Raw genomic sequence first — 19,938 nt, 5'->3', positions numbered from 1 at the left:
GGGCCTACTCCCCGACCGCGTCCTCGGCCGCCAGGTCCTGGGCGCGGTCGGGGAGGGCGAACGCCTCCGCCAGTGCCTGGCGCTGCGACCAGACGCCCTCGCGCCAGGCCAGCGCCCGCCCGAGCGCGGCCGGCGTGCCGTCGACGTGGTCGACCGCCTCCCCCGGCCACCAGGCGACGGGCCGCCCGTCGGCGGTCAGCGGGTCGTGCACGGCCACCTCGCCGCTCAGCCCGTCGCGACCGAGCCGGGCAGCGGCCAGGGCGGCGCCGGGTAGCTGCGACCACGCGACGGTCCGGACCGGTCGGCTGGTCACCGACGCCCGCACCAGCTCGCCGGCCAGCGGCAGGTCGAGCAGGTCGGCGACCGGGCCCGGCGCGCCCCCCGCGGGCACGACCGGCAGATCGACCAGCGGCAGCAGGTAGGGGGCGTCGAGGACGACGGCGTCGCGGGCGATCCGCTCCGGGGTCACCCGGACCCGCTCCGGCGGGTCGACGTCGACCCCGTCCAGCGCCGTGGCCAGGCGCGCGTACACGGTGCGCAGCACGTCGGGGCGCACCGTGCGGCGCAGGTCGCCGAGCCGGCCCAGCAGGTCGAGGGCGCCGTCGACGTCGGCGAGGACGTCGTCGACGGTCGCGGGCGGGCGCAGCAGCGCCAGCAGGTCCGGGGCCGCCTCCGCCGGCTCGTACAGCCCCTCCAGTTCCGCGCCGGCCGGGTCGCGCAGCCGGTCGGGCCGCTCGCCGCCGAGCACCGGGTGCGTCGAGAGCCACCAGCGCAGGTAGCCCGGCACCGGGACGCCGTCGAGCACGACGTCGGCCCACGCGTCGGTCCCGGCCCCGGCGAGCAGCCGCAGCGCAGCGGGCCAGTCCGTGACCAGCTCCAGGTCGCGCACGGCGGTCAGCGGCGGCCACTCCGGGGGCGGCGCGTCGGGCGGCAGCCGGTCGAGCACCGCGTCGGCCCACGCGGCGGCGCCGTCGACGTCGAGCTCGTCGGGGTCGGTCCCGCGGACGAGGGAGAAGGTGTCGAGCGCGCCGACCGCCCGCAGCGCGTCGGGGTCGCTCACCGAAGCGAACCCGGGGTCCAGCGTGCCGAGGGCGCCCTCGGCGAGCGCGGCGGCCAGCGGCGAGCCGGGCAGCACCAGCTCCCCCGCGGGCGCCCAGCCCCCCTCGGCGTCGGGCAGCGCCAGCTCGGCGAGCCACGGGAGCTCGCCGACCGCGGGTCGCGCCGCGGCGACGAGGGCGAGCACGGCCTCGGCCAGTGCCTGCGGATCGGCGTCGTCGAACCGGTCCTCGACGGCGTCCATCGACGCGTCGACGACGGCGCGGACGGTCGGGTCGCCCAGGACGGCCGCGGCCGTCGCCGGCTGCGCCCCGAGCCGCTCCAGCACCCGGCGCGCGGCGGGTGCCGCCACCGCCTCCGGATCGGCCAGCCGCAACCCGAGCGGGGCCAGCCGGTCGACCGGCAGCCCCGGGTCGGGCAGCAGCACGCCGGCCGGGCCGTGCGCGACCCGCCCGTCGGCCAGCGGGACGGGCAGGGCGGCGATCTCCTCGCGGTCGGCACCGTCGAGCGCCGCGTACAGGGCAGCCCACCAGGACGCCGGACGGTCGACCCCGCGCACGGCCTCGACGACCTCGGCCAGACCCACCCGGCGCACGCCCAGCGCGGCCAGCGCGGGGCCGTCGGAGCGGCGGGACCACGCCGCCGGCAGCAGGCCGGGGACGACACCGGTCAGCGCGGCCACCCGCTCGTCGGTGGCGTCGTCGAGGACGGCGGCCCGCGCGGGCGAGGTGCGCTCCTCCTCGCCCGCGACCGGCAGCCAGTCGGTGGACCGGAGGACGTCGAGCACGGCCGAGCAGAGCCGGGCGTCGAGCTCCGCCCCGGCCAGGCCGACCCGCGGGACGAGTGCCAGGAGCACCGGATCGGCCGGCAGCGCGGCGACGAGGTCGGCGAACGCGACGGCGGCCTCGGCCACCAGGGCGTCGGTCGCCGGGCCCGGCGCCACGTGCCGGCGGTCGGGGCCGAGCGGGAACGGGGCCAGCAGCCGGACCGGCAACGACAGGGGCTCGTCGCTCGGGGTCGGCGCGTGCACCACCTGGCGCCCGGGCAGCGGGCGGGGCCGGCCGTCGGCGTCCAGCGGGAGGGCCCAGGCCAGCGTCCAGGCGCGCCGCTCGCGCTCCTCCACCGGCCGGTCGGCGAGCAGGTCGGGGGCGAGCTCCCCCGAGCGCCGGACGACCTGCCAGGTGGTGGTGTCCGCCCCGTCGACGAGGCGCACGCGCGCGCCGTCGTCGTCCGTGTGCAAGCGCCGGGGCTCGCCGCCGGCCCGGATCTCGACCTCGGTCAGGCCGGGCAGGGCGAGCAGCAGGTCGGCCCCGAACGCGGCGAGCGCGGCGGCCACCGCGTCGCGCGTGCCGGGGCGCAGCGGGAGGACGACCTCGGTGTCGAAACCCTCCGGCGGCACGCCGTCGGCCGGCCACGGCAGCCGCAGCACCGGGACGACGCCGCCACGGCGGGCCACCTCCTCGGTGAGCACCGGCAGCGCGGCGACCTCGGCGCGCGTGGCGTCGGCGCTGAACCGGACGCCGCCGGTGCGGGAGAGGACCGTCGGCTCGTCGCTCACCGCGAGGACGGCGGCGAAGCCCACGCCGAAGCGCCCGACGGTGCCCGGCTCGTCCCGCTTCGCCGACGCGCGCAGCGAGGCCAGGCCCTGCACCCCGGCGGCGTCCAGCGGGGCGCCGGTGTTGGCCGCCCGGAGCGTGTCGGCGCCGAGGTCCAGCCGGAGGCGGCCCGGGACGCCGGCCCGGCGGGCGGCGTCGGCGGCGTTCTGGGCCAGCTCCACGACCAGCCGGTCGCGGTACCCGCCGCGGACCAGGTCCTCCTCCGCGTTGGCGTCCTCGCGGAAGCGGGCCGGCGAAGCGGCCCACCCGGTCAGGACGGCCGCGCGGAGCGCCGATGTACCGAAGGGATCGGGGTCGCCGTCGGTCACGGCGGGGACCCTAACCGCCCCTTCGGGGAACTCGATCGGGTCGATGCGGTTCGCTCCGGCCGGAACGGGCACCAAGAGGAGGACGACGCGGGCATCGCGTCGCGCAGAGGTCCAGCAGCGGGCCGGAACGGTGGTGGCGGTGGCGGCGTGGCAGCCGGCCCGCGTGCCCCGCGGGTTCTCGGAACTCTGGTGCGAAGAACTGAGTTCCGTGGCAGGGCTCGCCGGGCTGCGCCGACGGCTGCGGTCGGCGACGACCGGCAGCCCCACCGTCGCGCGCCCCGAGCAGGAGCACTGGGCCGAGCGGCTGGTCCTGGTGGCCGACGAGCTCACCTCGAACGCCCTGCGACACGGGGGCGCGCCGGTGTCCACCGCGCTCAGCCGCGTCGGGAACCAGTGGATGGTCTCGGTCAGCGACTACTCCCCCGACGTCCCTCCCGCTCCTGCCCAGGGGCGCGACCCGGGGCTCGGGGGCCTCGGGCTGTACCTGATCGCCGACCTCGCCGTCCGGCACGGCTGGTTCGCCCACCGCGGCATGAAGACGGTCTGGGCCGTGGTCGCGGCAGAGTGACCCGGCTCATAGCTACGCGCCGGTAACAACGCAGGTAACCTCCGCTCCATGTCGCTCGCCGAGCAGTTGGACACGGTCACCGACGAGGCCGCGGGCACCGTCGACCGGCACGCCACGACGCAGACCTTCGAGTCCACCGACCCCGCGACCGGTGCGGTCGTCGGGGTCTTCCCGGTGCACGACGCCGCCGCGGTCGGGGAGACCGTCGAGCGCGCGCGGACCGCGTCCCGGGCCTGGTCGGACCTGGGCTACGACGGGCGCCGGCAGCGCCTGTCGGCCTACCGCGGTTACCTCGCCCGGCGCATGCACGAGCTCGCCGACCTGGTGCACCGCGAGAACGGCAAGCCGCACGCCGACGCGATCCTCGAGATCACCCTCGCCATCGACCACCTGGCCTGGGCGGGCGCCCACGCGCGCCGGACGCTGGGCCCGCGCAAGGTCAGCGCCGGGCTGCTCGCGGCCAACCACGCCGCCTACCTCGAGTACCAGCCGCTGGGCGTCATCGGCGTGATCGGCCCGTGGAACTACCCGGTGTTCACGCCGATGGGCTCGATCGCCTACGCCCTGGCCGCCGGCAACACCGTCGTCGTCAAGCCCTCGGAGTTCACCCCCGCGATCGGCGCGTGGCTGGCCGCGGCCTGGCGCGCCGCCGTCCCCGACGCCCCCGACGCCCTCCAGGTGGTCACCGGGTTCGGCGACACGGGAGCGGCCCTGTGCCGCGCCGGCGTGGACAAGGTCGCCTTCACCGGCTCGGCCCCCACCGGCAAGAAGGTCATGGCCGCCTGCGCGGAGAACCTGGTGCCGGTGCTCATGGAGCTCGGCGGCAAGGACGCGATGATCGTCGACGACGACGCCGACGTGGCGGCCGCGGCCGACGCCGCCGTCTGGGGTGCGATGAGCAACGCCGGCCAGACCTGCATCGGGATCGAGCGGGTCTACGCCACCAGCGCCGTCTACGACCGGTTCGTCGCCGAGGTGACCGCCCAGGTGCGCGCGCTGCGCCCGGGGTCCGACGACGAGGCGACCTACGGCCCGATGACGATGCCGTCGCAGATCGACGTCGTCCGGCGGCACGTCTCCGAGGCGACCGCGGCCGGCGCCCGGGCCGTCACCGGCGGCACCGACGACGACGCCTTCCCGGCCGAGGGCTACGTGCGGCCGACCGTGCTGCTCGACGTGCCCGACGACGCCGCGGCGATCCGCGAGGAGACGTTCGGCCCGACGCTGACCATCACCGAGGTGCGCGACGCCGAGGAGGCCCTCGAGCGCACCAACGCGACCAGCTACGGGCTGGCCGGCGCGGTGTACACGAAGTCGAAGGCGCGCGGCCTGGACCTGGCCCGCCGGATGCGCAGCGGCATGACGTCGGTGAACTCGGTGCTGACCTTCGCCTCGGTGCCGGCGCTGCCCTTCGGCGGGGTCGGCGACAGCGGTTTCGGCCGCATCCACGGGGAGGACGGGCTGAAGGAGTTCACCCGCGCGAAGGCGATCACCCGCCAGCGCGTGCCCCTGCCGGTCAACCTGATGAGCTTCGGCCGGCCGGCGAAGGCCGCCGACGCGCTCGCCCGGGTCATGGGTCTCGTGCACGGGCGCCACCGATGAGCCCTGCGTCGGACGAGTACGACGTCGTCGTCGTCGGGGCCGGGTCGGCCGGCTGCGCGGTGGCCGGGCGCCTGTCGGAGGACCCGTCGCTGCGGGTGCTGCTGCTCGAGGCGGGCGGTTCGGACGACGTGCTCGAGGTGCACGTGCCGGCCGGGCTGTACAAGGTGTGGCGCACCCGGCGCGACTGGAACTACACGACCGAGCCCCAGCCGGGCCTCGGCGGCCGGAAGCTGTTCTGGCCGCGCGGCAAGCTGCTCGGCGGCTCGTCGTCGATCAACGCGATGATCTACATGCGCGGCGCGGCGGCCGACTACGACGAGTGGGCGGAGCTCACCGGCGACCCGTCCTGGTCCTACGAGTCGGTGCTCCCGGTCTTCCGCCGCATGGAGGACAACGCCCGCGGCGCCGACCGCTACCACGGCGTCGGCGGCCCGCTGCGCGTCGAGGATCTCCGCTCGCCGCACCCGTGGACCCGCGCGGTCGTCCAGTCGGCGGTCGCCGCCGGCCACCCGCGCAACGAGGACTTCAACGGAGCGACCACCGAGGGCGTCGGGCAGTACCAGGTGACGCAGCGGCGCGGCCGGCGCTGGTCGGCCGCCGACGCCTACCTGCACCCGGCCATGAGCCGGCCGAACCTGACCGTGCGCACCGGCGCCCTGACCACGCGGGTGCTCGTCGAGGGCGGCCGGGCCACCGGGGTCGAGTACCGCTGCGGCGGGCAGTTGCACACCGCGCGCGCCACCCGCGAGGTCGTGCTGTCTGGCGGCGCGGTCAACACCCCGCAGCTGCTGATGCTCTCGGGCATCGGGCCGGCCGACCACCTGCGCGAGGTCGGCGTCGACGTCGTCCACGACCTTCCCGGCGTCGGTAGCGGGCTGCAGGACCACCCCCTGGTCCCGGTCGTCTGGCACGTCCGGTCCGGCAAGTCGCTGTTCCGCGCCGAGTCGCCGTCGGGCTACGCGCGGTGGTTCGGCGCCCGGCGCGGTCCGCTGACGTCGAACCTGGCCGAGGCGGGGCTGTTCACCCGCTCGAACCCGGACGTCGTCGTGCCGGACCTGCAGATGCACTTCCTGCCCGTGAAGTTCTGGAAGCAGGCCGAGGTCGACCCCGACGTCGACGCGTTCACCGCCGCCGTGGTGCTGGTGCACGTGCACTCCCGCGGCTCGGTGCGGCTGCGCTCGGCCGACCCGACGTGGGCGCCGGCCATCGACGCCGGCTACCTCACCGACGAGCGCGACCTCGACGCCCTGGTGTCGGGCGTGGAGCAGGCCCGCGAGATCGCGTCGGGGGGTCCGCTGGCGGCGGTCCTCGCCGACGAGTGGTCGCCGGGCGGCACGGTCGGCGGGCGGGAGGCGCTGCGCCAGTCGGTGCGCGACACCCTCGAGTCGCTGTACCACCCGGTGTCGTCCTGCCGGATGGGCACCGACGACCAGGCCGTCGTCGACTCCCGGCTGCGGGTGCGCGGCATCGACGGGCTGCGGATCGCCGACGCCTCGGTCATGCCGACGCTGGTGCGCGGGAACACGAACGCGCCGTCGATCATGATCGGCGAGCGGGCGGCCGACCTCATCCTGGGCCGCACCGTGGACCCGGAGCTCGCCGCCGCCGGCTGACCCGGACTTCCTGTACCGAAAGTCCCAGCGTGGCCTCCGGACTTTCTGTACCGGAAGTCCGGAGGAGGCCGGGCGAGCGAGGGACTGTCCGTCGTCCGGCCCGCGCGGCATGCTCGCCCCACGCCGCCGGCATCAGGAGGAGACATGGCCCGCACACCGCAGGAGATCTTCGGGCACCACGCGACCGCCCTCATCGCGGGGGACATCGACGGGATCGTCGCCGACTACGCCGACGACGCCCTGTTCATCACGCCCCGGGGCGTGCTGCGCGGCAAGGACGGCGTGCGCGAGGGGTTCACCACGCTGCTCGGTGACCTGCCGAACGCCACGTGGGACGTGCCGACCCAGATCTTCGAGGACGACGTCCTCTTCATCGAGTGGTCGGCGGTGTCCGAGAAGACCCAGGCGCGGGACGGCGTCGACACGTTCGTCTTCCGCGGCGACAGCATCCAGGTGCAGACGGTGCGCTACACGGTGGAGCCCGTCTGAACCCAGCTTTCTGTACCGGAAGCTGAACCGCCCGCGTGAGCTTTCGGTACCGAAAGCTCACAACAGGTCGGCGAGGAGGGCCGCGGCGCGGGCGGCCCCGCCGGGGTCGACCGGGGCGACCTGCGGCGCGGTGCCGACGAGGGCGGCCAGCTCGTCGGCCAGCCGCCGCGGGCTCGCCTCCTCCCAGGGCACGCACCGGCCCGCGCCGTACCGGGCGAGCCGGTGCCGCACGTGGATGTTCTGCTCGAAGTGGTTCCGCAGCGGCACGTAGACGAACGGCCGGCCGGCGGCCGTGAGCTCCATCGTCGTCGTCAGGCCGCCCTGGACCAGCGCGACGTCGGCGGCGGCGAGCAGCCGGTGCAGATCGGGCAGCCAGCCGCGCACCTCGACCCCGGCCGGCACGCAGAGGGACGCCGGGTCGATCCGCGGCCCGGTGACCAGCACCATCCGGATGCCCGGCCGGCGCTCCCGCAGCAGCGGGTAGGCCTCGGCCGCCCGCCGCAGCAGGTGCCCGCCGACGCCGCTCCCGCCGACGGCGACGACGCACACCGGCTCGTCGCCGAACCCGACCGACTCGCGCAGCGCGGTGCGGTCGGCGACGTCGGCGGGGTCGAAGCCGGTCACGTAGCCGGCGAAGTCGTAGTGCGCCGTCGTCCAGTCGCGGATGTCGGGCAGGCCGGGACCGAACGACGTGGCGACGACGTCCTGCGGGTCGCCCACGAAGATCGCCCGGTCGCGGATGCGGGGCAGCCGGGCCACGTGGTCGAGCATCTCGGCGTTGTAGTCGGCGGTGAGCTCGGCCTCCCGAGAGCCCTCGGTCATCGGCAGCCAGCCGACGAAGTCGGTCATCCACGCGTAGGCCGTCGTCTTCAGCTCGGGGTTCTCGTGCAGGAAGTGGTCGAGCTCCCACGCCTCGTCGCCGACCCAGAGGTCGAAGTGCTCGGCCTCGGCGATCTCGCTGAACACCATGAAGTTGGCGACCAGGATCTCGTCCATCTGCCGGATCGCCTCGAACGCGTGCAGGTCGTGCTCGCCGCCGAGCTCGTCGATGTGCGCCGCCTCGCTGGCGAGGAACGCCGACGCCGGGTGCACCGTCTCGCCCTGCCGGCGCAGCCACTGGGTCAGCGGCGGCTGGGCCAGCCAGTCGACCCGGACGCCGGGGTGCGCCCGCCGCAGCTCCGCGGCGATCGCCAGGTCGCGGCGGCCGTGCCCGAGCCCGATCGGCGAGGACAGGTACAGCACCCGCTTCTCCCGCCGGACGGGCACGGTCCACCGGCGCGGCGGGGCCGTCGTCCCCAGCCGGTCGAGGAACGTCCCGATCGCGCGGTTGACGGCGACCGGCTGGCGGGCCATCGGCAGGTGGCCGGCGCCGACCAGCGTGACCAGCTCGCCGCCGGTCGCCTCGGCGAGCAACTCGGCCCGGGCCGGCGGTTGGCAGCGGTCCTCGTCGCCGTGCACGACGAGCACGGGGCACCGGATCCGGTCCAGCACCGCCGTCGTCTGGGCACGGTCCTCGACACCCGGCGAACCGGCATCGGCCGTGATGAGTCCGTCGGGGGTGTTCTGCAGCGCCCAGCCGACGCAGTCCTCGATCACCTTCGACGAGTGCGGCTCGTGCGCGCACTCGCCGAAGAAGAACTCCATCGCCCCGCGGAAGTCCTTCCGCAGGTACCAGTTGGTGACCCTGGCCCAGCCCTCGTCGGTGTCGGGCTCCTCGTCGTCGGCGTACTGGACGCGCCACGGGTGCGGCGGGGTCAGGTAGGGCACCCACGGTGCGACGGCGACCAGCCCGTCGACCCGCTCCGGGGCGTCGGCGGCCACCAGCAGCGCCGTCCACGCGGAGCTGCAGAGCCCGACCAGGACGGCGGAACCGATGCCGAGCTCGTCCATCACCGCGAGCGTGTCGGCGGCCGCGTGCGGATTGCCGTACGCGGCCGGGTCGGCCGGCCGGTCGGACCGTCCGTTTCCGCGCGGGTCGATGGTCACCACCCGCGCCCGGCGGGAGAGCCACGGCACCTGGGCCTTCCAGGCGCGCGAGTCGACGATCGGGTCGATGGGGGTGAACAGGACGGTCTGCTCACCCCCACCGAACACCTCGTAGGCGATGCGGACGCCGTCGCGCTCGACGGTTCCCGTCCGGTCCGGGTGCACTGCCCGCATGCCGGTCACTCTCCTACGGCCGGGCCTCGTAGACGAGGTTGAACGGCGTCTCGGCCACGCGGGCGAACCGGGTGAACCCGGCGTCGGTGACCACCCGCCGGATCGCCGCCTCACCGGCCTGCGCACCGAGGGTGTAGCCGCCGGGCTGGGACATGGCGTTGGGCAGGCACAGGAAGGTCGAGAAGTTGTAGTACACGCGACCGACCGGGTTCTGGTTGCCGCTCGGGTCGTCCTGGGCGAACGGCTCGACGATCATCCAGGTGCCGTCGGGGGCCAGCGACTGCCGGATGTGGCGGGCCGCGGTCAGCGGGTCGCCCATGTCATGCAGGCAGTCGAACGTCGTCACCAGGTCGTAGTCGCGGCCGGCGAACGTCTGCGCGCCGGCCGTCTCGAAGGTGACCCGGTCGGTGACGCCGGCCTCGGCGGCCCGCTTGCGGGCGAGCTCGATGGAGCCCCCGTGGTAGTCCGAGCCGCTGATCTGCGAGGCCGGCCACTTCTGCGCCATGAGGACGCTGGAGGCGCCCAGCCCGCACCCGACGTCGGCCACGCGGATGCCCGAGCGCAGCTTCTCCTCGACGCCGTCCAGCGAGCCGATCCAGGCGTCGAGGTTGCCCAGGTACCCGGGGCGGAAGAACTGCTCGCAGCCGACGAACACGTCGGCGTCGTGCTCGTGCCAGCCGACGCCGCCGCCGGTGCGCACGGCCTCGGTGATGCGCGGCTCGGCCTTGAGCGTGCCGAGCGCGAACAGGAAGGCGCCGGGCGCGTACACCGGGTTGTCGGGGCTGGTCAGGCAGAGGGCCTGCTCCTCGCTGAGGGAGTAGGTCTCCTCGCCGCCGTCGACGGTGCGCTCGACGTAGCCGCCGGCCGCCTGGCCGCGCAACCACTCGGCGACGTACCGCGGGTCGGTGCCGGTGCGATGGGCCAGCTGGGTCGCGGTCGCGGGCTGCTCCCCCAGGGCGCGGTACAGGCCCAGGCGGTGCCCGACCACGATGTTGCCCGCGGCCATGGTGGCGCCCAGGTCGGTGACGAACCGGCCCAGGAACTCGTTCAGCTTGTCGGTGTCGATCGCCATCGTGTTCTCCTCGGGTCGTGGGTGGCTGATCGAGGGCGACGATGGCGAGCGTCGTTGCAGCAACCTTGCAGTCAGCCCAGCCCGACCCACCCGGCGGCGGCCGCGGCCGCCCGGAAGCCGGTGACGATCTCCTCGGCCCGGTCGGGGCGACCGGCCCCCCGCCAGGCCCGGGCGATGCCGAGGTAGGCATCGGCGCCGGCCAGCCACGCGCCGCCGTCGGGCACCCGCACGGTCCGCAGCAGGGCATCGGCCCGCGTCAGGACGGCGGGGTCCCCGGTGGCCTCGGCGAGGGGCGCGAGGCAGCGGAGCAGGTAGGCCTCGGCGCCGGGCACGTCGGCCACCCGTGCGGCGGGGCGCAGCACGGCGGCCGCCGCGCCGGGGTCGCCGGCGGCCAGCAGGGTCCCGGCGTGCAGGGCTGCCGCGGTCGTCGACCACCAGGCGTGCCGGTGCCGGTCGGCGAGCTCCGCCGCCAGACGCCCCTCGCGGAGGGCGTCGTCCATGCGGCCGGCCAGCCGGTGCACCCAGCCGGCGTGCGCGATGAAGAACGGCTCGTAGGCGGTGTAGCCGCTGCGGCGGCAGACCTCCAGGGCCGCCTCGATGCGGGCCATCGCGCCGCCGTGGTCCCCGGCGGCCAGCGGCACGAACGCGCCCTCGAAGAGGGTCCACTGCAGCGTCCAGAGATCCCCGAGCCGGCGCAGCAGCGGTTCGAGCTCGTCGAGCACGGGCGCGAGCTCCCGCACCCGGCCGGTGTAGGCCAGCGAGGTCTTGACCGCGTCCAGGCCGCACGCCCGGGCGTGGTCGTCGTCGGCGGCGCGCCCCGCCGCCAGCGCGCGGGCGGCCAGGGCCGCGGCGTCGGTGAAGTCCAGCTGGGAGCAGCGCAGCACGGTCAGCCGCCCCAGGACGTCGGCCTCTCGCCCCCGGTCGCCCAGTGCCGTCGCCAGCGCGAGGCATTCGTGCAGGATCGGCTCGCAGTCGGCCGGGGGCATGCCGAGCGCGACCGGCACGTCGCCGGCCAGCTCGCGCAGGACGGTCATCGACAGCCGCCGGTCCCCGGCCCTCCTGGCGGCCTCCCGCGCCGCGGTGAGATCGTCGAACGCGGCCGAGAAGTGGGTGGCCGCGTCGTGCGCCCGGCCGCGGACGACGAGGGCCCGCCCGTGGAGCTCGTCGTCGCCCAGCTCGACGGCGGCCGCGACGGCGCGCGTTGCCAGCACGATCGCGTCGGTGGCGACGAACCGCGCGAGCGCCCGCTCGGCGGCCAGCAGCCACGCCCGTCCGGCGCGGGAGCGCTCGCCGAGCGCCTCGGCGTGGGTCGCGACCGCCTCCGGGTCGCCGGAGAGCAGGTCGGCGGCGCGCGCGTGCCAGGCCAGCCGGGTCGGCGACGGCGTGGTGGACAGCAGCGTCTCCCGGACGACGTCGTGCGCGAACTCGTACTCCCGGCCCGCCGCCACCAGCAACCGGGCCTCCAGGGCCGCCTCGAAGCCGCGCAGGGCGGCGGCGGGCGGCGCTCCGGCGACCGCCGCGGCGACCTCGGGGTCGAACGAGGACCCGAGCACGGCCGCGGCCCGCAGCAGCCGCTCGGTCTCCTCCCCCGTGCGCGCGACGCGGTCCACCACCGCCGTCTGCAGCGACGCCGGCACGCCGGCGTCCCCGCGGGTGAGGGCTCGGAGCACCTCGACGACGAACAGCGGATGGCCCGCCGTGCGCCGCATGACCTCGGCGGCGCGGCCCTCGTGCCCCGCCCGGCCGGCGAGGGCGGTGACGGCGTCGGCGGGCAGCGGCCCCAGCGGGAGGGTCGTCGCGACGTCGTCCAGCAGGCCCATGACGTCGGCGCCCTCGCCGCTGCGCACGCCCGCGGCGAGCAGCACCGGCTCGCCTTCCAGGCGCCGGGCCAGGGCGTGCAGCAGCTCGAGCGTCGACCGGCCCGCGCGCTGCAGGTCGTCGACGACGAGCAGCAGCGGTCCCTCGCGCGCGAGGCCGCGCAGGAACGCGGCGACGTCGGCGAACATCCGGGACCGCTCCACCGCGCCGGGGACGGCCGCGGTGACGCCGGTGAAGCCGGCGAGGTCGGGGACCAGGCGCCCGAGGGCGGCCAGACCCGTGGCCGCCCGGCCGATCCGCTGCACCGGGACGGTGCGGGCAGCCGCGGCGAGGGCGTCGACCACCGGCTGGGCGAACAGCGAGCGCTCCCCCTCGAACGCGCGCCCGGTCAGCACCGTGCCGCCGCTGCGCCGCGCCAGGTCGGCGAGCTCGTCGAGGAGCCGGCTCTTGCCGATGCCGGGCTCCCCCGCGATCAGCACGAAGCCGCCCCCGCGTCGGCAGGTCCGCGCCCAGGTGTCCCGGAGGACGGCCACCTCCCGGTCGCGGCCGGCGAGCCCGAGTCGGTCGGCGGGGGGCGCGACCTCCGGCGCCGGGGCGGCGGCCTCCCCGCGGAGTGCCGCCGCGTGCAGGTCCTGCGTCGCGGGCGCCGGGTCGGTGCCCAGCTCGTCGGCGAGCGCCCGGCGCAACCGCTCGTAGACCCGCAACGCCTCGGCGGGCAGCCCACGGGCGAGCAGCGCGCGCATCAGCAGGCGGACGGCGGTCTCGTCCAGCGGGTCCTCCCCCACCGCGCGGCGGGCCGCGGCCTCGGCGGTGGCGGCCTCCTCGCCCGTGGGCAGGTCCCGCGCGAGCGCCGCCGTCGCCAGGAGGTGCCGGGCCCGGCGCCGGAGGGCCGTGACCTCGTCCCGCAGCGGCGCGGTCCACTCCGCGTCGGGCTCCTCCGGGACCGCGTCGCCGTCCTCGAGGAGGCGGACCGCCGCGGCGGCGCCCACGACCGCGAGCGCCGAGGGTGCGGCCTCGGCGTCGTCGACGAGCCTCCGGGCCCGGTCGACGTCGGTCTCCACCGCGCCGATCCGGTAGCCCTCCCGGCCGCCGCCGATCGCCGCGGCGCCCAGCACCCGCCGCAGCCGGCTGGCCAGCGAGGCCACGACGGCGTCGGGGTCGCTCGGCGGGCCCTCCGGCCAGAGCACGCCGGCGATCTCCGTCGCGGTCAGCACCTCGCCGCGGCGGGCGCAGAGCAACCGCAGCAGCGTGCGCCCCTTGCGGCTGGCGACCTCCGCCGGCGCGAGCTCACGGCCCTCGAGCTCGACGCGCAGGGGCCCCACCAGGTGCACGAGCACGGGGGCCGGGACCACGGCGTCATGGTGCGCGCCACGGTCCGGCCACTCCAGGGGTTCATCTCGCGCTCCCGGAGTTCTGCCGAACCCCGGGAGCGGGAGATCGACCCCTCAGCCGTGGGCCTGCGCCGCCGCGGCCTCCTCCGGGTTCGTCGGCAGCGCCGTCTCGACGACGGCCGGTGGGTTGCGGCGGATCGAGATCGACATGACCGCGGCCAGCATGCAGAGCCCGGCGGCGAGGAACCAGGCCAGGTCGTAGGAGCCGGTGACGTCGCGGATCACCCCGCCGCCGAACGCCGCCACGGCCGAGCCGAGCTGGTGCGAGGCGAAGACCCAGCCGAACACGACCGGGGCGCGCGCGCCGAAGTGCTCGCGGCACAGCGCCAGGGTCGGCGGCACGGTGGCCACCCAGTCCAGGCCGTAGAAGACGATGAACGCGATCATGCTGACCTGCAGGTCGGGCCCGAACAGGGGCGGCAGCAGGAACAGCGAGAATCCGCGCAGGCCGTAGTAGGCCAGCAGCAGCACCCGCGGGTCGACGCGGTCGGTGAGCCAGCCGGAGAAGACGGTGCCGACGATGTCGAAGATGCCGACGACGGCGAGCAGGCCCGCGGCGGTCGTCACCGGCATGCCGTGGTCGTGGGCGGCCGGGATGAAGTGCGGCTGCACGAGCCCGTTGGTCGACATGCCGCAGATGAAGAAGCCGCCGGCCAGCAGCCAGAACGGCCGCTTCTTCGCGCCCTCGGCCAGCCCGCGGAGGGCGTTGCGGGCGGCGCCGGTGCGCACCGGGTCGACGTCGTCGGCCGCCGTGCCGCCGTAGGGGACGACGCCGAGGTCGCGGGGGCGGTCGCGCAGCAGCCACGCCACCAGCGGGATGACGGCCAGGGCCGCGGCCGTGGTGCCCAGGGATGCCGCCCGCCAGCCCCACACCGAGTCGATCCACGCCACCAGCGGCAGGAAGACCAGCTGCCCGGCCGCCCCGCCGGCGGTGAGGATGCCCGACACCAGACCCCGCTTGGCGACGAACCAGCGGCCGGTCACCGTGGCCACCAGCGACAGCGCCATCGACCCGGTGCCGAGGCCGACCAGCAGGCCCCACAGCAGGATCAGCTGCCAGCTCGCCGTCATGAAGACCGTCAGCCCGCTGCCCAGCGCGACGACGACGAGGGCGCTCATCACCACCCGGCGGATGCCGAAGCGCTCCATCAGTGCCGCCGCGAACGGCGCGGTCAGCCCGTAGAGCGCCATGTTCAGCGCCACGGCGGCGGAGATCGTCGACACCGACCAGCCGAACTCGGCCCGCAGGGGGTCGATGAGCACACCGGGGACGGCGCGGAACGCCGCGGCGCCGACGAGGGCCAGGAAGGTCACCGCGGCCACCCACCACGCGGGGTGGATGCGGTGGGCTCGCGGCGGGGCCGGCGTGGGCGTCACGCCGGTCAGCATGGCTCACCGCCGCGTGCGCCCGCTGAGGTTCCACCCCCGGGGCCCGTCACCCGATGTGACGTGTCCCTCGCGCTGCGAGGGCACACGCGGCCGTGATCTCTGGTTGAGTGGGGTGTACCGGCGCCGCCCTCGCTCATCCGGAGCGGCAGGAATCGACGTCGGGCTGAGGCTGCGCCACCGAGGTGCGCCCGGCTGTCCGACGTCTCGCCGACGATGCGAGCCCCGCCCAGCACTCTCGTGCAGGTGCGCCGGCGCTCGCGCTCGCCGAGGTCGACGACGGCACCCAGAGCGTTGAGGAACCGATGACGTCACCCAGCAACTCCCCCACGTCCGCCACCGGGACCGGGGACAACCGTCCCCGTCGCTCCCGCGGCGGCCGCGGTCGCGGCGGCCGCCCCACCGGCGACCAGCAGCACAACCACCAGCCCCGCCCGCAGGCCGCCGTCCCGGCGCCGGTCGTGGTCCCCGTGGGCGCGGACGCCACTGTCCTGCCCACCGACACCACGTTCGCCGCCCTCGGCGTCCCCGCGCCGCTGGTCGAGGTGCTCACCGCCAGCGGCATCACGTCGCCGTTCCCGATCCAGGTCGCCACGCTGCCCGACAGCCTGGCCGGCCGGGACGTGCTCGGCCGCGGCCGCACCGGCTCCGGCAAGACGCTGGCCTTCAGCCTGCCGCTGGTCGCCCGGCTGGCGGCCTCGGACAGCAAACGGCAGCCCAAGCGCCCCCGCTCGCTGATCCTCGTGCCCACCCGCGAGCTGGCCAACCAGGTCGCGGCCGTCGTCGACCCGCTGGCCCGCGCCCTCGGCATGAAGACGACGACGATCTTCGGCGGCGTCGGCCAGAACCCGCAGGTGCAGGCCCTCGCCGGCGGCCTCGACGTCGTCATCGCCTGCCCCGGCCGGCTCGAGGACCTCATCCAGCAGGGCCACTGCGACCTCGGCGCGATCGAGGTGACGATCCTCGACGAGGCCGACCACATGGCCGACCTGGGCTTCCTGCCCGGCGTCAAGCGGATCATGGACCGCACGCCCAAGGTCGGCCAGCGGATGCTGTTCTCGGCCACGCTGGACAACGGCGTCGACGTCCTGGTCAAGCGCTACCTGAGCAACCCGACCACGCACTCGGTCGACCCGGCCGTCGCGCCGGTCAGCTCGATGACCCACCACGTCTTCCGCGTCGACGCCGCCGACAAGGCGACGATCGTCAAGGAGCTGGCGTCGGGCCACGGCCGCAGCGTGCTGTTCACCCGCACCAAGCACCAGGCCAAGAAGCTGGCCAAGCAGCTCACCGCCGCGGGTGTGCCGGCCGTCGACCTGCACGGCAACCTCAGCCAGAACGCCCGCGAGCGCAACCTCGAGGCGTTCACCTGCGGGACCACCCGCGTGCTCTGCGCTACCGACATCGCCGCCCGCGGCATCCACGTCGACGACGTCGCGATCGTCGTCCACGTCGACCCGCCGGCCGAGCACAAGGCCTACCTGCACCGCTCGGGCCGCACCGCACGCGCCGGTGCCGAGGGTGCCGTCGTCACCATCGCCACGCCCGACCAGGCCGGCGAGGTGCGCACGCTGGCCCGCCAGGCCGGGATCACGCCCGAGGTGACGGCGATCAAGCCCGGCGCCCGGGAGATCACCGCGCTGGTCGGGCCGGCCGCCCCGTACGTCGAGCCGGCCCCCGTGGTCGAGCAGCCCCAGGGCAACGGCGGCGGTCGCCGTCGTCGCGGCTCCGGGTCCGGCGCGTCCGGCGGTTCGGCCTCCTCCGGCGGTGCCCGCGGCGGTTCGGCCTCCGGTGGCGCCCGGGGCGGTTCGGCCTCCGGTGGCGCCCGCGGCGGCTCCGGCCGTTCCTCGGGCCCGGCACGCACCCGCGCCGAGCTCGCCGCTCGCGCCGGCACCTCGTCGGCGGCCTCCTTCAGCGCCCGCTCGCGCCGGGGTCGCTGATCCGTCCGGCGACGGCGCGCCACCTCGATCACCACGCACCGAGGGCTGTTCCACCACCCGGTGGGGCAGCCCTCGGTGCGTTCTCGCGTCCGGCGGCGTCGCTGAGCAGCCGCGGAGCGGCCACGGAGGTTCAGTCGGCCGGCAGGTGCACCGTGCTCACCAGGCGGCGGCGCCGTCCCCCGCCGGGCCGGTGCTCCATGCGCGGGCGCAGCACCTCGACGAGGTCCGCCGCGAGCGCGTCGAACTCCTCGTCGGTCACCCACACAGCGGCCTGGCGGTAGCCGATCCGGTCGCGTGCCGGGTCGGGCCAGCCGCCGGAGCGCTCCAGGTAGCGGTCGAAGTCGGCGAGCAGCATCGCCACGAAGGTGCGGAAGGCCCGCCGGTGATCCTCGACAGTCATCGACGCCATGTCCTCGGCGCCGACGGACGCCGCCGCGAGGTCGAGCCGATAGGTGCGCTCGGCGGCGCCCCGCACCCGGCGCTCCCCCACCACCGCGAGCACGCCGGCCTCGGCCAGCAACCCGACGTGCCGGTACAGCGACGCGGCCGGGACGTCGGGGACTTCGGCCCCCAGCTGGGCGGTGGTGAGCGCCCGGTCGCCGAGGAACGCCTGGACGATGCGCAACCGGACCGGGTGCAGCAACAGATCGGCAGTGGCCACGGGACCCCCTCGTTGACACCATTCTCAGATTTGAGAATAATGACCTCATGGCCACGCTGCAACTCACCGACTCGACACTTACCGTCTCCCTCACCCGCGCCGAGAAGATCGCCGGTCTGCTCCGCGACGTCGAGGTGCCCCGCTCCGCCGTCTGCGAGGTGGAGGTCGTGACCGACCCACTCGGCGCGATCCGCGGCGTGCGCGCACCCGGCCTCGCGCTGCCCGGCGTCCGGAAGATCGGCACCTGGCGCCGGGCCGGCGAGCGCACGTTCGTGTGCATCCGGCGCGCCCAGCCCGCCGTCCGCATCCGGCTCACCGGGCAGCGCTACGACAGCCTGCTCGTGGGGGCCGACGACGCCGCGGCGATCGCTGCCTCCCTCGGCCCGGTGTCCTGACGTGCGCGAGCTGCCGCTGACCATTCCCGGGGAACCCCCGCTGGCGGGCACCCTGACGCTGCCCGACGGAGACCTGCCCGTGCCCGCCGTCGTGATCGCGTCGGGCTCCGGGCCGCTGGACCGCGACTCGAACCACCGCCGCGCCCGGTTCGAGGTCGCCCGGCAGCTCTCCGTCGCCCTCGCCGAGTGCGGGCTCGCCTCCTACCGCTACGACAAGCGCGGCGTCGGGGAGAGCCCGGGCGACTGGCGCACCGCCGGGCTGCACGACAACGTCGACGACCTGGGCCGCGCGCTCGAGGCCGTGCGCGCCCGCCCGGAGGTCGACCCCGACCGGATCATCCTGGCCGGGCACAGCGAGGGAGCGATCCTCGCGGCCGCGCTCGCCGCCCGCGTCGGCAGCCGCGTCGCCGGCGCGGTGCTGCTGTCGACGAGCGCCACCCCGGGCGAGGAGCTGCTGCGGTGGCAGGCCCGGCAGATCGCCCCGTCGCTCCCGGCGCCGGTGCGGCTGCTGCTCCGCCTGCTGCGCACCGACCTGGAGAAGAAGGTCGCCGCCAACCACCGGCGGATCAAGGCCACCACCACCGACGTCGCCCGTATCGGCGGTGCCAGGATCAACGCGCGGTGGACCCGGGAGTTCATGGCCCACGACCCGCGCGCCGACCTCGCGCGCATCGCCGTCCCCGTGCTGGCGATCACCGGGGAGAAGGACCTGCAGGTGCCCGCCGCTGATCTCGACACGGTCGCGGCACTCGTGCCCGGCGGCGCGACCGTCCAGCGCGTGCCCGACCTCACCCACACGCTGCGACTCCAGCCGGGCCCGCCGTCGCTGCGCGCCTACCGCAAGGAACTGCGCGAGCCGGTGAACCGGGCGCTGCTGGCGGACGTATGCAGGTGGTGTCGGGACGTCGCGGGCTGACCGTGCGTCCTCCCCCGTTCCGAGGAGGCCCCGTGTCCCACCGTCCCACCCCCACCCTGCGGCGTCCGGCCCGCGGCGCCGCGGTCGGGGTGCTCGCCGTCGCCGCGGCACTCCTGACCGCCTGCGGCGGGAGCTCCTCCGACGGCGACGACGCCGCGGCGACCACCACCAGCGCGAGCTCGGAGACCACGAGCTCGTCGCCGGCCGGTGAGAGCTCCGCGAGCAGCCCCTCTGCCGTCGGGACCATCACCGCGACCGAGGCCGACTTCAGCATCACCCTCGACGAGGACAGCCTCGTGGCCGGCGAGTACGAGATCGAGGTCGTCAACGAGGGCAACGCCACCCACGACCTCGTGGTGGAGCGCGACGGCGAGGACGTCGCCGCCTCCGACACCATCGGCCCCGGCGAGTCGACCACGCTGACGGTCACGCTCGACGAGGGCGAGTACGTCTTCTACTGCTCCATCGGCAACCACCGCTCGATGGGGATGGAGGTCACCGTGCAGGTCGGATCATGACCGCCCCCGCCCGCACCTCGGCGCCGACCGCGCTGTGGGTGCTGCGCATCCTGGGGGCCGCGCTGCTGGCGGCGATGGGCTGGATCCACCTGGACCTGTGGCTCGACGGCTACAAGAGCATCGACGTCATCGGTCCGGCGTTCCTGCTGAACACCGTCGGCGGGTTCGGCCTGGCCGCGCTGCTGCTCGTCACGCCCCGACGGTTCCTGCCGTGGGTCGCCGCGCTGGGCGCGCTGTTCTGCGCCGGGACCCTCGGCGCGCTGATCATCTCCACGACGGTCGGCCTGTTCGGCTTCGTGGAGACCACCGCGGCGGCCCTGTGGTGGGAGTCGTTCTGGGTCGAGCTGGCCGGCGTCGTCGTCCTCGGGGCACTGGCGGTCCTGGCCGCCCGCCGGCGCCCGTCCTAGGAGGGTGGGAGGGCGCGCCCGC

15 protein-coding genes are annotated in these 19,938 nt (G+C 75.9%); 9 read left to right on the top strand and 6 right to left on the bottom strand.

All coding sequences use genetic code 11. The features are described from left to right. Positions 1 to 4: 4 nt before the first annotated feature. On the bottom strand, positions 5 to 2,980 hold the full coding sequence (locus ABD644_RS04270) for a sacsin N-terminal ATP-binding-like domain-containing protein (RefSeq protein WP_344687322.1): 2,976 nt from the start codon (positions 2,978 to 2,980) through the stop codon (positions 5 to 7). A 208-nt stretch (positions 2,981 to 3,188) separates the two neighbouring features. Between ABD644_RS04270 and ABD644_RS04265 the strand changes: the two genes are divergently transcribed. From ABD644_RS04265 to ABD644_RS04250, 4 genes are all read left to right on the top strand, one after another. Then, positions 3,189 to 3,548 carry an ATP-binding protein gene (locus tag ABD644_RS04265; RefSeq protein ID WP_344687320.1) on the top strand — a complete coding sequence of 120 codons (360 nt, stop codon included), beginning with the start codon at positions 3,189 to 3,191 and terminating at the stop codon, positions 3,546 to 3,548. A 48-nt stretch (positions 3,549 to 3,596) separates the two neighbouring features. Continuing rightward, positions 3,597 to 5,150, top strand: a complete 1,554-nt coding sequence (locus tag ABD644_RS04260; RefSeq protein ID WP_344687319.1) for an aldehyde dehydrogenase family protein — start codon at positions 3,597 to 3,599, stop codon at positions 5,148 to 5,150. Further along, positions 5,147 to 6,763 carry a GMC family oxidoreductase gene (locus tag ABD644_RS04255; protein ID WP_344687318.1) on the top strand — a complete coding sequence of 539 codons (1,617 nt, stop codon included), beginning with the start codon at positions 5,147 to 5,149 and terminating at the stop codon, positions 6,761 to 6,763. The genes ABD644_RS04260 and ABD644_RS04255 overlap by 4 nt, the downstream gene beginning before the upstream one ends. A gap of 144 nt (positions 6,764 to 6,907) precedes the next feature. Continuing rightward, entirely contained in the window at positions 6,908 to 7,252 is a 345-nt protein-coding gene (locus tag ABD644_RS04250; RefSeq protein WP_344687317.1) for a nuclear transport factor 2 family protein, read from the top strand. 57 nt (positions 7,253 to 7,309) lie between these two features. Here the strand turns inward: ABD644_RS04250 and ABD644_RS04245 are convergent, their stop codons facing one another. The 4 genes from ABD644_RS04245 to ABD644_RS04230 all read right to left on the bottom strand — a co-directional run bounded on the left by ABD644_RS04245 (position 7,310) and on the right by ABD644_RS04230 (position 15,070). After that, complete coding sequence (locus ABD644_RS04245; RefSeq protein WP_344687316.1) at positions 7,310 to 9,412, bottom strand: alpha/beta fold hydrolase; 2,103 nt, start codon at positions 9,410 to 9,412, stop codon at positions 7,310 to 7,312. Between the two features lie 13 nt (positions 9,413 to 9,425). Then, on the bottom strand, positions 9,426 to 10,484 hold the full coding sequence (locus ABD644_RS04240; protein WP_344687315.1) for a class I SAM-dependent methyltransferase: 1,059 nt from the start codon (positions 10,482 to 10,484) through the stop codon (positions 9,426 to 9,428). 71 nt (positions 10,485 to 10,555) lie between these two features. Beyond that, positions 10,556 to 13,654, bottom strand: a complete 3,099-nt coding sequence (locus ABD644_RS04235) for an ATP-binding protein (RefSeq protein ID WP_344687313.1) — start codon at positions 13,652 to 13,654, stop codon at positions 10,556 to 10,558. Between the two features lie 93 nt (positions 13,655 to 13,747). Continuing rightward, complete coding sequence (locus tag ABD644_RS04230) at positions 13,748 to 15,070, bottom strand: MFS transporter (protein ID WP_344687311.1); 1,323 nt, start codon at positions 15,068 to 15,070, stop codon at positions 13,748 to 13,750. A gap of 314 nt (positions 15,071 to 15,384) precedes the next feature. Between ABD644_RS04230 and ABD644_RS04225 the strand changes: the two genes are divergently transcribed. Continuing rightward, the gene (locus tag ABD644_RS04225; protein ID WP_344687310.1) at positions 15,385 to 17,019 is read left to right on the top strand and encodes a DEAD/DEAH box helicase; all 1,635 of its coding nucleotides are present in this window, start codon (positions 15,385 to 15,387) and stop codon (positions 17,017 to 17,019) included. Positions 17,020 to 17,149: 130 nt separating this feature from the next. Here the strand turns inward: ABD644_RS04225 and ABD644_RS04220 are convergent, their stop codons facing one another. Continuing rightward, positions 17,150 to 17,680: a helix-turn-helix domain-containing protein gene (locus ABD644_RS04220; RefSeq protein WP_344687309.1), complete on the bottom strand. Its 531-nt coding sequence runs from the start codon at positions 17,678 to 17,680 to the stop codon at positions 17,150 to 17,152. 47 nt (positions 17,681 to 17,727) lie between these two features. Between ABD644_RS04220 and ABD644_RS04215 the strand changes: the two genes are divergently transcribed. The 4 genes from ABD644_RS04215 to ABD644_RS04200 are packed head-to-tail and all read left to right on the top strand — an operon-like array spanning position 17,728 to position 19,916. Next, entirely contained in the window at positions 17,728 to 18,075 is a 348-nt protein-coding gene (locus tag ABD644_RS04215) for a hypothetical protein (RefSeq protein WP_344687308.1), read from the top strand. Between the two features lies 1 nt (position 18,076). Next, positions 18,077 to 18,991: an alpha/beta hydrolase family protein gene (locus tag ABD644_RS04210; RefSeq protein WP_344687307.1), complete on the top strand. Its 915-nt coding sequence runs from the start codon at positions 18,077 to 18,079 to the stop codon at positions 18,989 to 18,991. Positions 18,992 to 19,023: 32 nt separating this feature from the next. Then, a complete protein-coding gene (locus ABD644_RS04205) occupies positions 19,024 to 19,509 on the top strand; it encodes a cupredoxin domain-containing protein (protein WP_344687306.1) in 486 nt (161 codons plus the stop codon). After that, positions 19,506 to 19,916, top strand: coding sequence for a hypothetical protein (locus ABD644_RS04200; protein ID WP_344687304.1), 411 nt, complete (start codon positions 19,506 to 19,508; stop codon positions 19,914 to 19,916). The genes ABD644_RS04205 and ABD644_RS04200 overlap by 4 nt, the downstream gene beginning before the upstream one ends. The last annotated feature ends 22 nt before the right edge of the window (positions 19,917 to 19,938 follow it).

It is taken from the genome of Blastococcus jejuensis (assembly GCF_039534705.1).
Taxonomy (GTDB): domain Bacteria; phylum Actinomycetota; class Actinomycetes; order Mycobacteriales; family Geodermatophilaceae; genus Blastococcus_B; species Blastococcus_B jejuensis.
Note: the sequence above shows the minus strand (reverse complement) of the source record. Positions and strands in the feature narration are given on the sequence as shown.

Bases quoted from the DNA above. Each gene is read 5' to 3' on its own strand.
- ABD644_RS04260 (WP_344687319.1), top strand. From the start codon at position 3,597: ATGTCGCTCGCCGAGCAGTTGGACACGGTCACCGACGAGGCCGCGGGC.
- ABD644_RS04255 (WP_344687318.1), top strand. From the start codon at position 5,147: ATGAGCCCTGCGTCGGACGAGTACGACGTCGTCGTCGTCGGGGCCGGG.
- ABD644_RS04250 (WP_344687317.1), top strand. From the start codon at position 6,908: ATGGCCCGCACACCGCAGGAGATCTTCGGGCACCACGCGACCGCCCTC.
- ABD644_RS04245 (WP_344687316.1), bottom strand. From the start codon at position 9,412: ATGCGGGCAGTGCACCCGGACCGGACGGGAACCGTCGAGCGCGACGGC.
- ABD644_RS04240 (WP_344687315.1), bottom strand. From the start codon at position 10,484: ATGGCGATCGACACCGACAAGCTGAACGAGTTCCTGGGCCGGTTCGTC.
- ABD644_RS04225 (WP_344687310.1), top strand. From the start codon at position 15,385: ATGACGTCACCCAGCAACTCCCCCACGTCCGCCACCGGGACCGGGGAC.
- ABD644_RS04215 (WP_344687308.1), top strand. From the start codon at position 17,728: ATGGCCACGCTGCAACTCACCGACTCGACACTTACCGTCTCCCTCACC.
- ABD644_RS04200 (WP_344687304.1), top strand. From the start codon at position 19,506: ATGACCGCCCCCGCCCGCACCTCGGCGCCGACCGCGCTGTGGGTGCTG.